Origin of the sequence: Pseudomonas sp. BLCC-B112, assembly GCF_028550695.1 — a bacterium.
Lineage (GTDB): Bacteria > Pseudomonadota > Gammaproteobacteria > Pseudomonadales > Pseudomonadaceae > Aquipseudomonas > Aquipseudomonas danubii.
On the sequence record NZ_JAQQGK010000002.1, the window covers coordinates 552,447 to 568,880 of the forward strand.

The 16,434-nt window shown below is 60.6% G+C and carries 17 protein-coding genes and 1 tRNA gene; all 18 read right to left on the minus strand.

Annotated elements, in window-relative coordinates; all coding sequences use genetic code 11:
* Positions 1-3: 3 nt before the first annotated feature.
* Positions 4-471 carry a GNAT family N-acetyltransferase gene (locus PQT43_RS08150; RefSeq protein WP_102860567.1) on the minus strand — a complete coding sequence of 156 codons (468 nt, stop codon included), beginning with the start codon at positions 469-471 and terminating at the stop codon, positions 4-6.
* A complete protein-coding gene (locus PQT43_RS08155; protein ID WP_272753686.1) occupies positions 472-1,407 on the minus strand; it encodes a DMT family transporter in 936 nt (311 codons plus the stop codon). It abuts the gene before it with no gap.
* Positions 1,388-4,288 (minus strand): AMP-binding protein, encoded by a 2,901-nt coding sequence (locus PQT43_RS08160; RefSeq protein WP_272753687.1) that lies wholly within the window; start codon positions 4,286-4,288, stop codon positions 1,388-1,390. Before PQT43_RS08160 ends, PQT43_RS08155 begins: the two co-directional genes overlap by 20 nt.
* A gap of 21 nt (positions 4,289-4,309) precedes the next feature.
* Positions 4,310-5,548 (minus strand): aspartate aminotransferase family protein, encoded by a 1,239-nt coding sequence (locus PQT43_RS08165; RefSeq protein WP_272753688.1) that lies wholly within the window; start codon positions 5,546-5,548, stop codon positions 4,310-4,312.
* Positions 5,549-5,998: 450 nt separating this feature from the next.
* Positions 5,999-6,074: transfer RNA gene (locus PQT43_RS08170), tRNA-Lys, on the minus strand.
* 63 nt (positions 6,075-6,137) lie between these two features.
* Positions 6,138-6,839 carry a 7-cyano-7-deazaguanine synthase QueC gene (gene queC, locus PQT43_RS08175; protein ID WP_102880687.1) on the minus strand — a complete coding sequence of 234 codons (702 nt, stop codon included), beginning with the start codon at positions 6,837-6,839 and terminating at the stop codon, positions 6,138-6,140.
* A gap of 1 nt (position 6,840) precedes the next feature.
* Positions 6,841-7,488: a 7-carboxy-7-deazaguanine synthase QueE gene (gene queE / locus PQT43_RS08180; RefSeq protein WP_102860562.1), complete on the minus strand. Its 648-nt coding sequence runs from the start codon at positions 7,486-7,488 to the stop codon at positions 6,841-6,843.
* Between the two features lie 167 nt (positions 7,489-7,655).
* Positions 7,656-8,477, minus strand: a complete 822-nt coding sequence (gene ybgF / locus PQT43_RS08185; protein ID WP_272753689.1) for a tol-pal system protein YbgF — start codon at positions 8,475-8,477, stop codon at positions 7,656-7,658.
* Between the two features lie 6 nt (positions 8,478-8,483).
* The gene (gene pal, locus PQT43_RS08190; RefSeq protein WP_003227510.1) at positions 8,484-8,981 is read right to left on the minus strand and encodes a peptidoglycan-associated lipoprotein Pal; all 498 of its coding nucleotides are present in this window, start codon (positions 8,979-8,981) and stop codon (positions 8,484-8,486) included.
* Between the two features lie 53 nt (positions 8,982-9,034).
* Entirely contained in the window at positions 9,035-10,315 is a 1,281-nt protein-coding gene (tolB, locus tag PQT43_RS08195; protein WP_170001676.1) for a Tol-Pal system beta propeller repeat protein TolB, read from the minus strand.
* 17 nt (positions 10,316-10,332) lie between these two features.
* Positions 10,333-11,394: a cell envelope integrity protein TolA gene (tolA, locus tag PQT43_RS08200; RefSeq protein ID WP_272753690.1), complete on the minus strand. Its 1,062-nt coding sequence runs from the start codon at positions 11,392-11,394 to the stop codon at positions 10,333-10,335.
* Positions 11,394-11,846, minus strand: a complete 453-nt coding sequence (gene tolR / locus PQT43_RS08205) for a protein TolR (protein ID WP_011063015.1) — start codon at positions 11,844-11,846, stop codon at positions 11,394-11,396. Before tolR ends, tolA begins: the two co-directional genes overlap by 1 nt.
* Positions 11,847-11,859: 13 nt before the next feature.
* Complete coding sequence (gene tolQ / locus PQT43_RS08210; protein ID WP_011063016.1) at positions 11,860-12,555, minus strand: protein TolQ; 696 nt, start codon at positions 12,553-12,555, stop codon at positions 11,860-11,862.
* A complete protein-coding gene (gene ybgC / locus PQT43_RS08215) occupies positions 12,545-13,012 on the minus strand; it encodes a tol-pal system-associated acyl-CoA thioesterase (RefSeq protein ID WP_102860558.1) in 468 nt (155 codons plus the stop codon). Before ybgC ends, tolQ begins: the two co-directional genes overlap by 11 nt.
* Before the next feature lie 138 nt (positions 13,013-13,150).
* Positions 13,151-14,209: a Holliday junction branch migration DNA helicase RuvB gene (gene ruvB / locus PQT43_RS08220; RefSeq protein WP_011063018.1), complete on the minus strand. Its 1,059-nt coding sequence runs from the start codon at positions 14,207-14,209 to the stop codon at positions 13,151-13,153.
* Entirely contained in the window at positions 14,210-14,818 is a 609-nt protein-coding gene (gene ruvA, locus PQT43_RS08225; protein ID WP_102880689.1) for a Holliday junction branch migration protein RuvA, read from the minus strand.
* A gap of 114 nt (positions 14,819-14,932) precedes the next feature.
* Entirely contained in the window at positions 14,933-15,457 is a 525-nt protein-coding gene (gene ruvC / locus PQT43_RS08230) for a crossover junction endodeoxyribonuclease RuvC (RefSeq protein ID WP_016963215.1), read from the minus strand.
* A 129-nt stretch (positions 15,458-15,586) separates the two neighbouring features.
* Positions 15,587-16,333: a YebC/PmpR family DNA-binding transcriptional regulator gene (locus PQT43_RS08235; protein ID WP_102860556.1), complete on the minus strand. Its 747-nt coding sequence runs from the start codon at positions 16,331-16,333 to the stop codon at positions 15,587-15,589.
* Between the last annotated feature and the right edge of the window lie 101 nt (positions 16,334-16,434).

Sequence of the window (16,434 nt, forward strand, 5' to 3'; positions counted from 1 at the left end):
AGCTCAAAGCGGGCGTTCCATCTTGATGATTTCGATGGAGACCGGGCTGTTGCCTCGGCTGAAAGTACCTTCGCCGATCTTCTGGAAGCCGTGATGGGCATAGAAGCCTTCGGCCGTCAGAGTCGCCTCCAGGTAGGCGGAGCGGGCACCGCTGGCCCGCAGTCGAGCGAGTGCCACCTCCAGCAAGCGGCTGCCGATACCGCGCCTGGCACCGTCGCCACGCATGAACAACTTGCTGATCTCGTTGCCGTCGAGCTCGACGAAACCTTCGATCTGCTCGCCCTCGGCCAGCCACAACAAGCCCTTTTCCACGGCTTCGCGGTAGGTTTCCGGCGAGCGCCCATCGAGCCACATGCGGATCTGCTGATCGCTGTATTCAGAGGTGCACAGGCGCTCTACCGAGTTGCGGTGGGCCTCGAAAATACCGATCAGATCGTCCGTGGTTGCCTGGCGTATCCGTACATTGCTCATTCAGCTGAACTCCACTTTCTTGGGGGCGGGGTGGTAGCGAAACTTGAAGTTGATCAGGCTGCCCAGCATCACCAGGGCGCTGCCGAGCATCAGGTGCAGGCTCAGGGGCGTCTCCCCCAACCACGCCGACAGGTAGCTGGCACCAATCGGGTACAGCACGCCGACGTAGCCGGCGTTTTCGGCGCCCATGCGTTTGATCAGGTCGATGAACAGCACGAACACCAATGCCGAACACACCACCCCCAGGTACAGCAGGATGCCGAGGTCGGCCAGGGTTGCGGGCAGCTGCAGCCCCTGGCCGCTGAGCAGCAGGCTGATGGCGTACAGGGCGCAGGCCCAGCCGGACGCGACCTTGTTGATGTGCAGGGTGCCAAGCTGGAAGGTCTTCTGGATATGTTCGGAAAGCACCGAGGCGATGGCCACCGCCAGAAAGGACGTCAGCCCCAGAGCCACCCCAGCCAGCGACAGCGGCCGCCCCGGATCGCCAAGCATAAACACCCCCAACCCGGCAATGCACACCACTGCGCCGAGCAGGTTATGCAAGGCCACCGGCACATGCAGGAACACCCGCTTGAGACCGATGATGAAGAAAATAACGAAGGCGCTGAGGCAGGCCATCTGCGCAGCGCCCAGGTAGGCAGTGGCCAGGTAGGCCAGGCCAATGCCGGCATAGAAGTACACCGCCCCCACCGTGGCCATCAGCAGGTAGGCCTTGCGTGCCTCCGGTTGCCGGGGGCCGGCGAACAGCCGTTGCCACAACCACAGCACGCCATAGGCGATCAGGAAGCGCAGCATCAGCGACGAGCCGACGTCGCTGCGCTCCACCTGCAGGGAGATGGCGATCCAGTTGGTGGACCAGATCAGCAGGCAACCGAGAAACATCAGCACGGCAACCAGTAAACGAGGTTTCTTGTTGTTATCGGGCATGGCGTTCATGGAGGTTTCTCCAGTTCAAGGCAGTGACGATTCCGCTCAGCAACGACTCCAGGCGCTCGACGCCGAAGACCTGCGGGTCGTAATCGATTTTCAGCAACAGCTCGCCCGCAGCCAGGTAGCCGGTGAACTCCAGGTGATGGCTGGGGCTGCCCTGCATCAACTGCAGGCTCAAGGGATGCACGCCGACCCGGGCCCCGGGTTGGTTCTCCACGGCGCCGAGGAAGTTGTAGCTGTAGCCACAATCGAACAGGCCCTTGAGCCGCTCGGCCTCGGGCGTGGCGAAGTAGCGGTTGCCGAAACTGTGGGCGATCCCCTGGCTGGCCTGCTGGCTGGCCTTGATTGCGCCGGCAATCGCCTGCAGGTCCAGGCTGGTGATCTGCAACACCAGGGGGTAGATCACCGTCAGCCAACCGAACACGCTGTTGAGCTCGGCGCCACTCTTGTCCAGGGCCCGGCCGTGATCCAGCACATGGACTTTCTGGAACGGGTTGTCGTCGCCCTGGCTCATGGCACGGAGAATCGCCGCCAGCAACAGCTGGCTGGTCTCGGCAACGCCCTGGGCCCACTGCGGCAGGTCGCCGACCGGCCCCAGCGACAGCTCGACACGCCGAAAAGCCTCGCGCCGGGGAAACTCGGGCGGCTGCTCCGTCAACGCCCCGCAGCGGCTCCACGGCAGCGCCTCCCAGAACGCCTCATGGGTAGCAGCGGCATGCTCACGCTGGTAGGTCTGCTGCCACTCTTCGAAAGCCGTTGGCCGAGCCCAGCGCTGCATGCACTCCAGGCCCCGTACCAAGCATTCGTCCAGCTCGGAAACCAATAGCATCCAGGAGTACCGATCGACGTGGAACTGATGCCCGGCAATGATCAGGTGGTGGCCATCGGCGTCCTGTTGCTGACTGAAACACAAGTGCTGCCCCTGACTCAGGGAGATGGTCGCGCAGGTCTGGGCCACGGCTTGTTGCAGGTCCGTCGTGGCGGGCAGCAAGCCGAGGTCCTGCACGCCGTGCTCGATGAAGTGATGGCTGAATATCGCCCGCAACGCCTGGCTGACCCGCCCTGGCTCCTCGCCTTCGGCGATATCCAGCACCAGGGCCTGGTTCCAGTGGTCCAGGTCGCTGATCCCGCGGCTGAGCAGAAAACGCCGATTGGGCAAGCCAATGGCCTGTGCTCGGGAAACTCCGGGACGGGCCTTGGCCTTCGCTGGCAGAAGCTGCAACCGCCCCAGCGCCTGATCCGACAGCAGCTCTTCCAGGTCCAGTACCAGACCTTTTCTCTTCAGCGTGGCGACCACCTGCAAGGCCCGCAGCGAATCACCGCCATTGTCGATAAAACTCCTGGCCGGGTCCGCACTCTGCCCGCCGAGCACCTGGCCGATGGCCTGCCACAAAGGCTCCGATGCGGCCTCTGTTGACGTTGGTGCCATCGCACTGGCGGCCAGTTGCGCGAGCGCTTGCCGGTCGATCTTGTTATTGCGGTTCAGGGCGAAACGCTCCACCAGCATGAACCGCGCCGGCACCCTGTGCGCGGGTAGCGCGGCCCTGGCGGCCTGACGCAGCAGGTCTTCGTCGAGGCTGGAGTCGCGGGCAATGACAAAGGCCACCAGGGCCACGTTATCCCCCGCCTGATGGGCGATCACACAGGCTTCCTGCACCTGGGCCAGGGCCTTGAGCTCCGACTCCACCTGAACCAGGCTGACCTTCTGCCCGTTGACCTTGACGATGGAGTCCTTGCGCCCCAGCAGGCGAATGGCGCCATCAGGCAGGCGGCACGCCAGATCGCCGGTGGCGTAGCACGGGCGCTGCGGGTCCATGGGGCTGGGCTGGGTCAGCTCGACGATCAGCCCGCTGGCCGGGTCCAGGCGCCGGGCAACCAGGGAGGAATAGAGCAGCAATTCACCCACGCCCTCGCCATAGGGCTGCCCCGGCTCCTGGGCAATCTCCAGGGTTACACCCTCCACCGGACGATCCAGGGCCCAGGTCGGGTCCTGCAGGGTCTGCCCCTGATCGATCCTGGCGTAGAGCGCGGTGGTGCACTCGGTCGGCCCGTAGGCGTTGAACAATTGCGAACCTGGCGCAAAGGCCTGGTTGAAACGCTGGATGTCCGAGGGGTGGATGATCTCGCCACCGATCACCAACCGCTTGGGCCGGGCGTAAGTGGCGCTGGCGTCGCTGTAGAAGGCTCGCAGGTAGGGCACGGTCATGTGCAGCACGTCGATGTCGTGCTCGGCGATCATTGCCTCGACGGCGGCGAAGTCATGTTCCCGGGGATTGAGGCTGCACAGGGTGGCGCCGGTCTTCAGGCTGGCAAAGATGTCCATCAGGCCGGCGTCCCAGCCAGCGGAAGCCAGTTGCAGGACACGCTGCCCGGGGCCGATACCGACATAGCCGATGTAGTTGTCGATGTGCCGACCCAGGGCCTCGATGCGCTGCACTATGGCCTTGGGCTCGCCGGTGGAGCCGCTGGTGAAGATCACGTACTCCTGGCAGCGCAGCGGGTATGCACGGCCAGGGGCTACGGGCCGGGGCTGCAGTTGCAGCAGATCAAGCACCGCCAAGGAGGCGCTCAGTTGCGCGCCGGGCCGCGTCATGCCATTGAGGATCAGGTTCACGCCCAGGCGCTCAAGCACCGGCGCCAGTTCGTCCAGGTTGCTCGCCGGGTCAATGAACACCACGCGCCGGGCGCTGGACAGGGCCGCGATCAGCGCCGCATACATGGCCCGGCCATGGCTGGCATACAACGCCACCACCGGCTGCTGCAACCCTTCCAATTCGGCACTGAAAGCCTCGCGCAACTGGTCTAGCTCGGCAAAACCAAGGCGGCCCTGGACATCAATGATTCCTGCAACATCGGTACCCGCCATGCGAGCAAAAGCCTGCAACATGATATCCCTGCCTTGTTGTTATTAGAGGGAGCGGCAAACGCCCTGCAGCGTCTGCATGAATGCCTGGATTTCCTGCCGGGAGATGCTCAGTGGCGGGGTCAGCTTGACCGTCGCCGGATTGCGTCCGCCGGTGCGCACGATCACGCCGTGCTCCAGCAGGCGGTTGCGCAGGGCCAGTACATCACCGCCTTGACCCTGGCCCTCGAAATCGAAGGCGAGCATCAGGCCGCAACCGCGCACATTGACCACCCGCGCATCCTGCGCCCCCTGTTCCTCAAGGGCCTGGCGCAGATAGGCGCCGTTGCTCGCCGCCCACTCCCAGGGTTGCTCCTGGTGATAGATGTCCAGCACCTTGGAGGCCACGGCGCAGGCCAGGGGCATCAAGGTGAAGGTGGAGGAGTGCTCGGCATACCCCAGGCAGTCCACCAACTCCGGGCGGCCCACCACTGCAGAAATCGGCAGGCCGTTGCCCAGGGCCTTACCCAGGACCAGCAAGTCCGGCAGTAGCTGCGGGTTGCTGAAAAATGGGGTCCCGGTGCGACCGAAACCGGTGTAGATCTCATCGAAGATGGTGATCACGCCGAAGGTCTTGCCCAGTTCGACAATCGCTTCGAGCAACGCCAGGGGCACCGGGTACATGCCTTCCGCCGCCTGGATCGGTTCGATGATCAGCGCCGCCGGCAAGCGATTGGCCTGCTGCGCCTGGCGCAGATGCTCGGCCAGTTGCTCGCGCCACAAGGCGGCTCGGGCCGGGTCCTGGTCGGCGTCATAATCCAGGGCCAGGGCGGTCAGTTGCAGGCTGTCGCTACCGGCCAGGTGCTTGCGAAAACCGCGGTTGGAGGTCACCGACAAGGCGCCCTGGGTCTTGCCATGGAAGGAGTTGTGGAAATACACCACGCCCTGGCGTCCGGTCGCGGCGCGGGCAATTTTCAGCGCTACCTCGATCGCCTCGGCACCGGTGACCGCGGCAAACACCGAAGCTTGCGCGTAGGGCACCAGGCCCTCCAGCTTGGCCACCACTTCATGGCGCTGCGGGTTGTCGATGTTCCAGCCGGTATGAATCAGCAGTTCGGATTGACGCTTGAGGACCTCGACCAGGTCATCGCGCTGATAACCCAGGTTGGCGGCGCCGCTGCCACCGGACATGTCGAGAAAGGATTTACCCTGCTCATCGTAAAGAAAGCATCCCTTGCCACGAACAACGGAAGGGCTGGAGGGGGCGCTGCGCTTAACGGATATTGCAACCGCTTCTGTGAACATCCTGTCACCTTGAGTAAGCCGGGCTTGTGACTCACGCACATACTCAGGGACAGATTCGTGCAGGCAGGGCAAAGCCCTGCTGGTTGCGAAGTTACCGACCCTGGTACGTGTTCTCCTTGCCAGGGACGCAACCCCTGTCGGCAATGGCGGCAAGATTTACGCGGGAGGCATTTGCACTGTCAACGAGACCCGCAATTATTTCGAATTTAAAGCGATAACCACTGAAAAAAAGTGGGAATTCAGATAAAGCCCCTGAATTTATCAAGGTTTTTAGGGAGGAGTCGGGCTACCGGCAAAAGGCCAGTCGTTACAGAAACACGGGGCTTTGAGTCGTGGGGAGAGCTGGTGAATTGAACCATCGCAGCGCGGCAGGGACGTTTTTGCAAGGCAAAAAAAAACCCGGAAATCCTCACTTTCGTGGGCCTTCCGGATTTTCTAAACCGCCAAATATGGTGGGTCGTGTGGGATTCGAACCTACGACCAATTGGTTAAAAGCCAACTGCTCTACCAACTGAGCTAACGACCCGCTGTGTGGTGGCGCGTATAATACTGATTTCTAACGGGAATTCAACACCCTATGTGAAAAAAATCAAAAATAAGGTGTTGGATCGCTGATACCGGCTGCATTGAAGCCCTCCGCACGCAGACGGCAGCTGTCACATTTACCGCACGCATGCCCACTGTCGTCCGCCTGGTAGCAGGAAACCGTCAGCCCGTAATCCACTCCCAGGCGCACCCCGGCCTTGATGATCTCGGCCTTGCTGAGGTTCTGCAGAGGCGCCTGGATACGGAAGCCCTGCCCTTCGACACCGGCCTTGGTCGCCAGATTGGCCATGCGCTCGAACGCTTCGACGAACTCGGGACGGCAATCCGGGTAGCCGGAGTAATCCACGGCGTTGACGCCAATGAAGATATCCCGCGCCTCCAGGACTTCCGCCCAGCCCAGGGCCAGGGACAGGAATACGGTGTTACGTGCCGGCACATAAGTCACCGGAATACCTTCACCGGGAGTTTCCGGCACATCGATGGAACTGTCGGTCAGTGCCGAGCCGCCAATGCCGTTGAGGTTCAGGCCAATCACCTTGTGCTCCACCACGCCCAGATCCCGCGCCACGCGCTCGGCAGCGTGCAACTCGGCACGATGGCGCTGGCCGTAATCGAAACTCATGGTGTAGCAGCGGTAGCCTTCGGCGCGGGCCATAGCCACCACGGTGGCCGAGTCCAGGCCACCGGAGAGCAGGATCACTGCACGTTTTTCGGTCAAGGTTTGGTTCTGTGCTTGCTCAGTCATGTCAGCGCCCCGGCTCATCATTCCAAAGGTATTTGTGCAGCTGCAATTGCAGGCGTACCGGCAGGTTGTCAGCGACGATCCAGTCCGCCAGGTCCCGTGCATTCAGGTCGTGGTGGCTCGGCGAAAACAGCACTTCGCCGGCACGTCGCTCAAGGCCGTACTGGATCAGCTTGGACACGGCCCAGTCATAGTCCTCGCGGGAACAGATGACAAACTTGACCTGATCGTTGGCGGTCAGCAGCTCGATGTTCTCGTAGCGATTGCGATGAGCTTCCTTGGAGCCCGGCGTCTTCAGATCAAGGATCCGACTGACGCGCTGATCCACGGCCGAAATATCCAGGGCGCCGCTGGTTTCCAGCGACACTTCATAACCGGCATCGCACAGCTGCTTGAGCAAGGGAATGGCATTGGGTTGGGCCAGCGGCTCGCCGCCCGTGACGCAGACGTAACGCGGACGGAAATCGGCAACCTGCTCCAGCAGGCTGTCGAGAGTACGCAGGGTGCCGCCGCTGAAGGCGTAGGCACTGTCGCAGTATTGGCAACGCAACGGACAACCGGTCAGGCGCACAAAAACCGTGGGCAGCCCGGCAGTCCGAGTTTCCCCCTGCAACGAGTAGAAAACTTCGGTGATTCTCAATGTGTCTTGCATAGTCGCCACGGGCGTAACAGCTAAACAGGCTGTCCGCCTCCGTCAGGCACTTCAAGGAACCCCGCCATCGCGCAGATCCCAGGAAGCGTGTTTCAGAAAAAAGGGCATGGATTCTAACGAAAAAACCCGCGGCAAGCGCGGGTTTCTTGTAACGGCCGCCAACGCATTTACATGCGTTGCAGATCCCGTTGTGCCAACTGAGCGGCGGAAGTGCCCGGATACTGGGCTACCACCTGCTGCAGAATGCCTTTGACCCGGTCGGTATGACCCAAGCGGCGCTCTACATCAGCCAGCTTGTACAGCGAGTCCGGCACCTTGGCGTGCTTGGGATACAGCTGGGAAACCTTGGCGAACGCCTGACCTGCGCCTTGCAGATCGCCCTTGGCCAGGTTCACTTCACCCAGCCAGTACTGGGCGTTGCCGGCGTACTGACTGTTGGGGTACTTGCGCAGGAATGCCGAGAAAGCCTGGCTGGCTTTGTCGAAATCCTTGGCTTTGATCAGGTCGAAGGCAGCATCGTAATAGAGCTTTTCCTTGGCCGGATCACCGGGTTCGCTGCTGGCAGCTGGTGCCTGGGCAGCAGCGCCGGCGGCACCGGCGGCATTGCTATCGCCACCGGTAGAAGAATTCTCAGGAGTCGCGGCAGGTGCAACACCGCTTCCTATGCGCCGATCAAGATCCTGGTATCGCTCCAGGCTTTCTTGCTTCATGCGCGCTACATCATTTTGCAGAACTTCGATCACGCCTTGTTGGCGTGCAATCTGCTCCTGCATTTGCTGCAGTTGCTGGAACAGCTCGCCCTGTGCCGAGACAGGGGTCGTAACCCCTCCCCCGGCATAGGCGCCGTTCGTGCCATAACCCGCTGGCGGATAACTGCTCCCGCTATTGTTATAGCCGGAGTTGTTATCGACCACAGGAACCGCAGACCACGCCGCAAGCGGCGTGAGACTGAGAGCCAAAATAGTTACAGCACGACGGCACGTTCGCATGACGAATTACTTACGCAGTTCGACGCGACGGTTTTGAGCCCAGGACTGCTCGTCGTGGCCAGTAGCAACTGGACGCTCTTTACCGTAGGAAACCAGCTCCAGCTGTGCAGGGGAAACGCCCTGCAGAACCAGGTAGCGCTGAACGGCTTTCGCACGACGCTCGCCCAGAGCCATGTTGTACTCACGAGTACCACGTTCGTCGGTGTTGCCTTCCAGAACAACGCGAGCGCCGTTTGCTTTCAGGTCTTTGGCGTGAACGTCCAGAGCGCGCATGGCTTCTGGCTTCAGGTCCGAGCTGTCGTATTCGAAGTAGAAGGTGGTGATTGCGCGCAGAGCAGCTTCTTCGCTCAGGGAGCCATCAACAGCACCAGTGTTAGCGCCGTAACCAGCGTTTGGATCAACAGCGCCTTCGCCGGCGTTGTCGCCACCTTTGGAGGAGCAACCTACAGCCACAGCCATGGCCAGAGCCAGCGCAGCAAACTTACCAAACTTCAACATTTCCATCGTGAAACTCCTAATGAACCCCAGTGTGTTAAGTGAAACATTGTAGCGCCGCGTCAGTTCAGGTAAGGGGACCAGGACGGTTCTCTGACTTCGCCTTGAGCGGTAGGAAGCGGGAGCCTCACACGTCCATTAATGGACACGAGCATCAAGACTCCCCGGCCCTGCTGGCGGGTGGCGTAGATTACCATGGTGCCGTTGGGCGCAACAGTAGCTGACTCATCAAGGTTGGTGTCTGTAAGGATTTTTACGCTACCGCGCTGCAAATCCTGAGCCGCCACCCGGAAGTTGGTGAAACCATCCTGGCGGTGAATCATTACCAGGGTCTTTTCGTCAGCAGAAAGTTTCGGGTTGGCGTTGTAGTTACCAATAAAGGTCACACGCTCGGCGCCACCACCGTTGATATTGCTTTTATAGACCTGCGGCTTGCCGCCACGGTCGGATGTGAAATAGATGGTGGAACCATCCTTACCCCAGAACGGCTCGGTATTGATGCCCGGGCCACTGGTGACACGGCTGATTTGCCGGGATGCCATGTTCATCACATAGATATCCGGGTTGCCATCCTTGGACAGCACGAATGCCAGGCGGCTGCCATCAGGCGACCAGGCAGGTGCACCGTTCAAGCCTTCGAAGTTGGTGATCTGCTCACGGCGCCCGGTGTCGATGTGCTGGACGAAGATGCGCGGACGCTTCTGCTCGAACGACACGTACGCAATGCGCTTGCCATCCGGTGCAAAACGCGGCGACAGAATCGGCTCGCGGGACTGCAACAGAGTCACGGCCCGCGCACCGTCGTAGTCCGAACGCTGCAGGGTGTAACGGGTGTTGTTCACCGAAAAGCGCTCAGCCGTCACATACAGCAGGCGCGTCGAGAACGCGCCCTTGATGCCGGTGAGCTTTTCAAAGGACTGGTCGGAAATGTAGTGCGACATGTCACGCAACTGATCGACGCTGCCCGACACGCTACCGGTCAGCACTTGCTGCTCGGTGGCGACGTTGAACAGTGCATATTGCACCTGCAGGCGACCACCCGCTGGAACAATGCTGCCGACCATCACGTACTGCGCGCCCAGGGCTTTCCAGTCACGGAAGATGACTTCGCTGGCCTGGGTCGGCAGGCTGATCATGTTCTGCTTGGGGATAGGTGCGTAGTAACCCGAGTTGCGCAGGTCGTCACCGATGATCTGCGCCATGTCGTCCGGCAGCACGCTACCGCCCTGCCAGCCAAACGGCACTACCGCGATCGGAGTAGCCCGATCACTGCCGCTGGTGACCAGAATGTTTTTTTCATCCGCTGCCGCTATCCCTGCCATACAGCAAATAACGACAAGCATTCCTCGAAGAAGGTTTCTCACAAGGCTAGATCCTCAGGTGTGAATGTCATCTTGAATGAACGATAGGGAGCGAAGTCCTTCGGACTCAAACCCTGCATTTCTCTCAAACGCCCAATGTTCTTGACTGCCGCCACCGCCGAAGCGTCGAACGGACCATCACCACTGGACTTGATCACGCTAACCGTAGTCACCGTGCCATCAGGCAACATGCCGATCCGCAGTTCCACCGTCATGCCCTTGCGCGCCGAAGGAGGACGAGCCCAGCCTTCCGCTGCACGGATACGAATCAGGTCATCGAAACTGCCCGCGACACTGTCCCCCACCTCATCCGACTTCGTGGCTTCACGCTCCGGCGTATCGGATAGCAAGTCTGCCAGGGCCTGAGCCTTTTTCTCTTCGGCAGATTTGCGCGCTGCTTCCTGGGCCTTTTTCTTCGCGGCGTCGGCAGCAGCTTTTTTCTTCGCATCCTCAGCGATCTTTTTCTTCGCCTCGTCAGCTTCAGCTTTCTTCTTCGCGTCTTCCGCGGCTTTCTTCTTCGCGTCTTCGACGATTTTCTTCTTCGCTTCTTCAGCGGCCTTTTTCTTGGCCTCTTCTTCAGCGGCTTTCTTGGCTTCTTCTTCGGCTTTCTTCTTGGCTACATCAGCCAATTGCTTCTCTTCAGCCTTCTTGGCTTCCGCAGCTTTCTTGGCTTCATCAGCCTTCTTCGCCTCGTCAGCTTTCTTGGCTTCATCGGCCTTTTTCGCTTCCGCGGCCTTTTGAGCAGCCTCTTCTTTCTTTTGTTCCGCAGCCTTGATCTCTTCCTGCTCGACCTTCTTCTGCTCCAACTGCTCGGCTTCGGTCTGACGCGCGGCGGATTTCTTCGCCTCACCCGCAATTTTTTGATTGGTCTGGGTGGTCGCCGGGCTCTTGGATTTCAGCTGATACAGGGTCGCCTGGACGATCGGCTTGGCCGGGGGCAATTCCGGGGTCATGGCGAAGCTGACGAACAGCATGCCAAACACCAGCACGTGCAGGGCGATTGCCCAGACACTAGGCCAGAAGTAGCTTTCCGAGGCGGACGGCTCTCGCTGTTGGTGCATCAGGGCGCCTCGGTAATCAAGCCAACGTTACCGACTCCGGCTTTCTGCAGGCCGCCCATGGCACCCATCACGGCGCCGTAGTCGACGGATTTATCACCGCGAATGAACACCTGGGTGTGTTTGCCGCCTTCGTTGCCGGCACGGATGATCTTGGTCACCGCGTCGGTCATCTGCGGCAAGGTCATCGCCTTGTCCTGTTGCTTTTCGGTGTCGACTTCACTGCCAAGGTTCCAGTAGTAGGTCTTGTCAGCCTTGATCGAAATGGTCAGTACCTGGGTGTTGTTGTCCTGGGGCAAGGCTTCGCTGGAAACCTTGGGCAGATCAACTTTCACGCCCTGGTTGAGCATCGGCGCGGTCACCATGAAGATAACCAGCAGTACCAACATCACGTCGATGTAGGGCACCACGTTCATCTCGGCAACCGGCTTGCGTTTGTGGCGAACTCGGGCCATTGGGTTTACCTGCTCACTCTTCGCTGGTGTGCACTTTACGGTGCAGGATCGCCTGGAACTCGTCGGCGAAGGTGTAGTAGCGGCTGATCAGCGTCTCGCCACGAGCGGCGAAACGGTTGTAGGCGATCACCGCCGGGATGGCCGCGAACAGGCCGATGGCCGTAGCGATCAGGGCTTCGGCGATACCCGGGGCCACAGTGGCCAGGGTCGCTTGCTGTGCCTGAGCCAGGCCGCGGAAGGAGTTCATGATCCCCCAGACAGTACCGAACAGACCGATGTACGGGCTGACCGAACCGACGGTGGCGAGGAACGGCAGGCTCTGTTCGAGCTTTTCTTCTTCGCGGGAAATCGCTACACGCATGGCGCGAGCAACGCCTTCCATGACCGCTTCAGGATCGACGCCCGGTTGCTGGCGCAGACGGGAGAACTCCTTGAAACCGGCACGGAAGATCTGCTCTACGCCCGAATCCGGGTCAGGGTTGCTGCCCGCCTGACGGTACAGCTTGGACAGGTCGATACCGGACCAGAAGCGCTCTTCGAAGCTCTCCAGGGCACGTCGACCGGCGCGCAGCAGGTTGCTGCGCTGAAAGATCATGATCCATGAAGTCACCGATGCGGCAACCAGGGTCAGCATTACCAACTGCACTACAACGCTGGCATTGCTGACCAGGCTCCACATGGAGGAATGGTCGACGACGTTAGCTTCCACGCTTTATCTCCTGCTCTGAGTGTGTACCCGCGCTGCTCTCGTCGGCAAAGGCCGTACGCAGAGCGTCTGGAATGGCGCGGGGTTTGAAAGTGTCGGCGCGCACACAGGCCACCAAAAACTGCCCTTCACAGAGCAGCGCATTATCCGTGGATCGCCTGACCTGCTGAGTGAAGCGCAGGCTGACCCGGTTCAATTCGGTGACTTGGGCACTGACCAGAAGCTCGTCGTCCAGTCGCGCCGGCGCGTGATAACGCGCTTCGCTGGAATGCACGACGAATAACAGGTTCTCCCCTGCCAGCTGCGATTGGGCAAAGCCCAAGTGTCGTAGCCGCTCGGTTCGAGCCCGCTCCATAAACTTAAGGTAATTAACGTAATACACGATGCCGCCAGCATCGGTGTCCTCGTAATAAACGCGACAACGATGTGCGAACGGCTCAAGCCCGTTTTGCGCGCGCATACTCTAGTGCTTACTCCTCAGGTTGCCAATCCGGCCAGGCAACTGTTTTTTCATTCTTGAACGACTTTTCGTGAAGTTTTAACGACGCCAGTCCCTAGGACAGCACAAACCCCGAATAAATCGACAAGGCGCGGGTTACTAATCGTCCACGGCATCGAGGAATTCGTCTACCACGGGCATGTCCCCCATTCGTGACGGAATGTTTAGACCGAAGTGCAGGTACGCATGCCGGGTCACCACACGACCACGAGGGGTACGCATGATGTAGCCCTGCTGGATCAGGTACGGTTCCAGCACATCCTCGATGGTATGACGCTCTTCGCTGATGGCCGCAGCCAGGCTGTCGACCCCTACCGGGCCACCGTCGAACTTCTCGATCATGGTCAGCAGTAGACGCCGGTCCTGGTGGTCGAAGCCACGCTCATCAACGTCCAGCAGGTTCAGTGCCAGATCAGCGATCGGCTTGGTGATATGGCCCTTGGCTCGCACTTCGGCAAAATCCCGCACCCGGCGCAATAGCCGATTGGCGATCCGCGGAGTACCCCGGGCACGCCGAGCCACCTCGAAGGCGCCCTCCGGGTCCAACGGCAAGCCGAGAATGCCGGCGGAACGACTGACAATAGTCGCCAGATCCGCCGTGCTGTAGAACTCCAGGCGCTGGACGATACCGAAACGATCGCGCAACGGGTTGGTCAGCATCCCCGCACGCGTGGTCGCCCCCACCAGAGTGAACGGCGGCAGGTCCAGTTTGATCGAGCGCGCCGCAGGGCCTTCGCCGATCATGATGTCGAGCTGGAAGTCCTCCATGGCCGGGTACAGCACTTCCTCGACGATCGGCGACAGCCGATGAATCTCGTCGATAAACAGTACGTCATGGGGTTCAAGATTGGTCAGCAGCGCCGCCAGATCACCGGGGCGCTCCAGCACCGGGCCGGAAGTGCTCTTGATCGATACCCCCATTTCCTCGGCGATGATGTTGGCCAGGGTGGTCTTGCCCAGTCCCGGAGGGCCGAAGATCAAGGTGTGATCCAAAGATTCGTTGCGCCCGCGGGCCGCCTGGATGAACAGCTCCATCTGCTCGCGCACGCTAGGCTGGCCAATATAGTCGGCCAGACTGACTGGACGAATCGCCCGGTCCTGGATTTCCTCGCGCTCACGGGGGCCCGTGGCGGCGATCAGACGGTCAGCTTCAATCACTTAAATCATTCCCTTCAGGGCTCGGCGGATCATGTCTTCACTGCTCAAGCCTTTGTCTTTGATCGCGGAAACCGCCTTGCTGGCTTCCTGCGGCTTGTAGCCCAGGGAGATCAGCGCACTGACCGCATCCGACTCGGCGCTGGCCACCGGCATCGGCGCATCCGGCTGGTTCGGCACCAGGGCAAACATGCTCGGTACGGTTTCCCAGGCTTTGAAGCGGTCCTTGAGCTCCACCAGCAAGCGCTCGGCAGTTTTCTTGCCAACCCCGGGCACCTTGGTCAAGGCCGAGGTGTCCTGGGCCTGCACGCAACGCACCAGCTCATCCACCTCAAGGCTGGACATCAAGGCCAGGGCCAGTTTCGGGCCCACACCGTTGAGACGGATCAACTCGCGGAAAAAGTCTCGCTCGCGCTTGCTGGCGAAGCCGTAGAGTAACTGCGCATCCTCGCGGACGACCAAATGGGTGTGCAAGGTCAGGGGTTCGCCGACCGACGGCAGGCGATACAAGGTGGTCATCGGCACTTCGACTTCATACCCCAGCCCATTTACATCAAGAATCAGGTGCGGCGGCTGTTTCTCAGCCAGAGTGCCGCGCAAGCGTCCAATCACGTTTCAGATCCTTAGGCGATGGCCAGCCCGCAGCTGGCGACTCACAGAGCAAGCGTGCGGGCCGGGGACTCGGCCGCGCAACGCTCCACTCCTAAAATGACTGCGCTGATGCTATCAGAGACGCAAGCGACCGCCACGACTGCGTGCCGTTCCCAGCCCATGAGGCAGCAGACTGGAACGGGTGTGGGCGTGACAGATGGCGATGGCCAGGGCGTCCGAGGCATCGATCTGCGGCTTGGTGGTCAATTTGAGCAGGTGCATGACCATCATTTGCACCTGTTCCTTATTGGCGCCACCGGTACCGGCCACGGCCTGCTTGACCTGGGTGGCGGTGTACTCGGCAATCTCCAGTCCTTCTTCGGCGCCGGCGACAATCGCCGCGCCACGTGCCTGACCGAGCTTCAGCGCCGAGTCGGCATTGCGCGCCATGAACACCTTCTCGATCCCCATGGTCACCGGACCGTAGGTCTGGATGACCTCACGAACACCGCGATAGACGATCTGCAGCCGCTCCGGCAATTCGCCGGCGCCGGTACGGATGCAACCGGAGGCCACGTACACACAGCCGCGCCCCGTGTCTCGAACCACGCCATAGCCGGTAATGCGCGAACCGGGGTCGATGCCAAGAATAAGAGTCATAACGCCTGCTGCTTGAATAAAGAGGCTTGCCGGCCACGACCGGAACAGCGAAAAAGCAGAAGCCGGAGGCACCCCGCCGCGTAACACTCACGGCTTCGCACATCCGGCCTCAAGGTTAGTGCAGTTGAATCAGCCGAGCTGCTCGGCGACCGACTCAGGAATATCGGCGTTGGAATAGACGTTCTGCACGTCATCCAGGTCTTCCAGCATATCGATCAGCTTGAGAACCTTTTCCGCGCCTTCCAGATCCAGTTCGGCACTGGTGGTGGGCAGCATGACGATTTCTGCGTCCGCAGCAGTGAAACCTGCCGCTTCCAGGGCATTGCGCACGCCATAGAAACCGGCGAACGAGGTGAACACGTCGATGGAACCGTCTTCGTTGGTGACCACGTCGTCGGCATCGGCTTCCATCGCCGCTTCCATCAGCGCGTCTTCATCGACACCTTCGGCGAAGGTGATCTGCCCCTTGCGCTCGAACAGATAGGCCACCGAACCGTCGGTGCCCAGATTGCCACCGCACTTGCTGAAGGCATGACGAACAGCAGCCGCTGTACGGTTGCGGTTGTCGGTCATGCATTCGACCATCACCGCCACGCCGTTGGGGCCGTAACCTTCATAAGTCAGCTCGACCACGTCGTCGCTGCCGGCAGCGCCGGTGCCACGGGCGATGGCACGATCGATGATGTCGCGACTCATGTTGGCGCCCAGGGCCTTGTCCAGGGCCAGGCGCAGGCGTGGATTGGAGTTCGGATCGCCACCGCCCTGGCGGGCGGCAACAGTCAGCTCACGAATCCACTTGGTGAAGATCTTGCCTCTCTTGGCATCCTGACGCTCTTTGCGGTGCTTGATGTTCGCCCACTTGGAATGACCTGCCATAACTTGCTCCAAATTCTCTTTGAAACATTGCCCGCGCCACTTGGCGGGTACGGGCAACAAAAACTCGACCCATAGAAAAAGCGCACCCGAAGGTGCGCCTT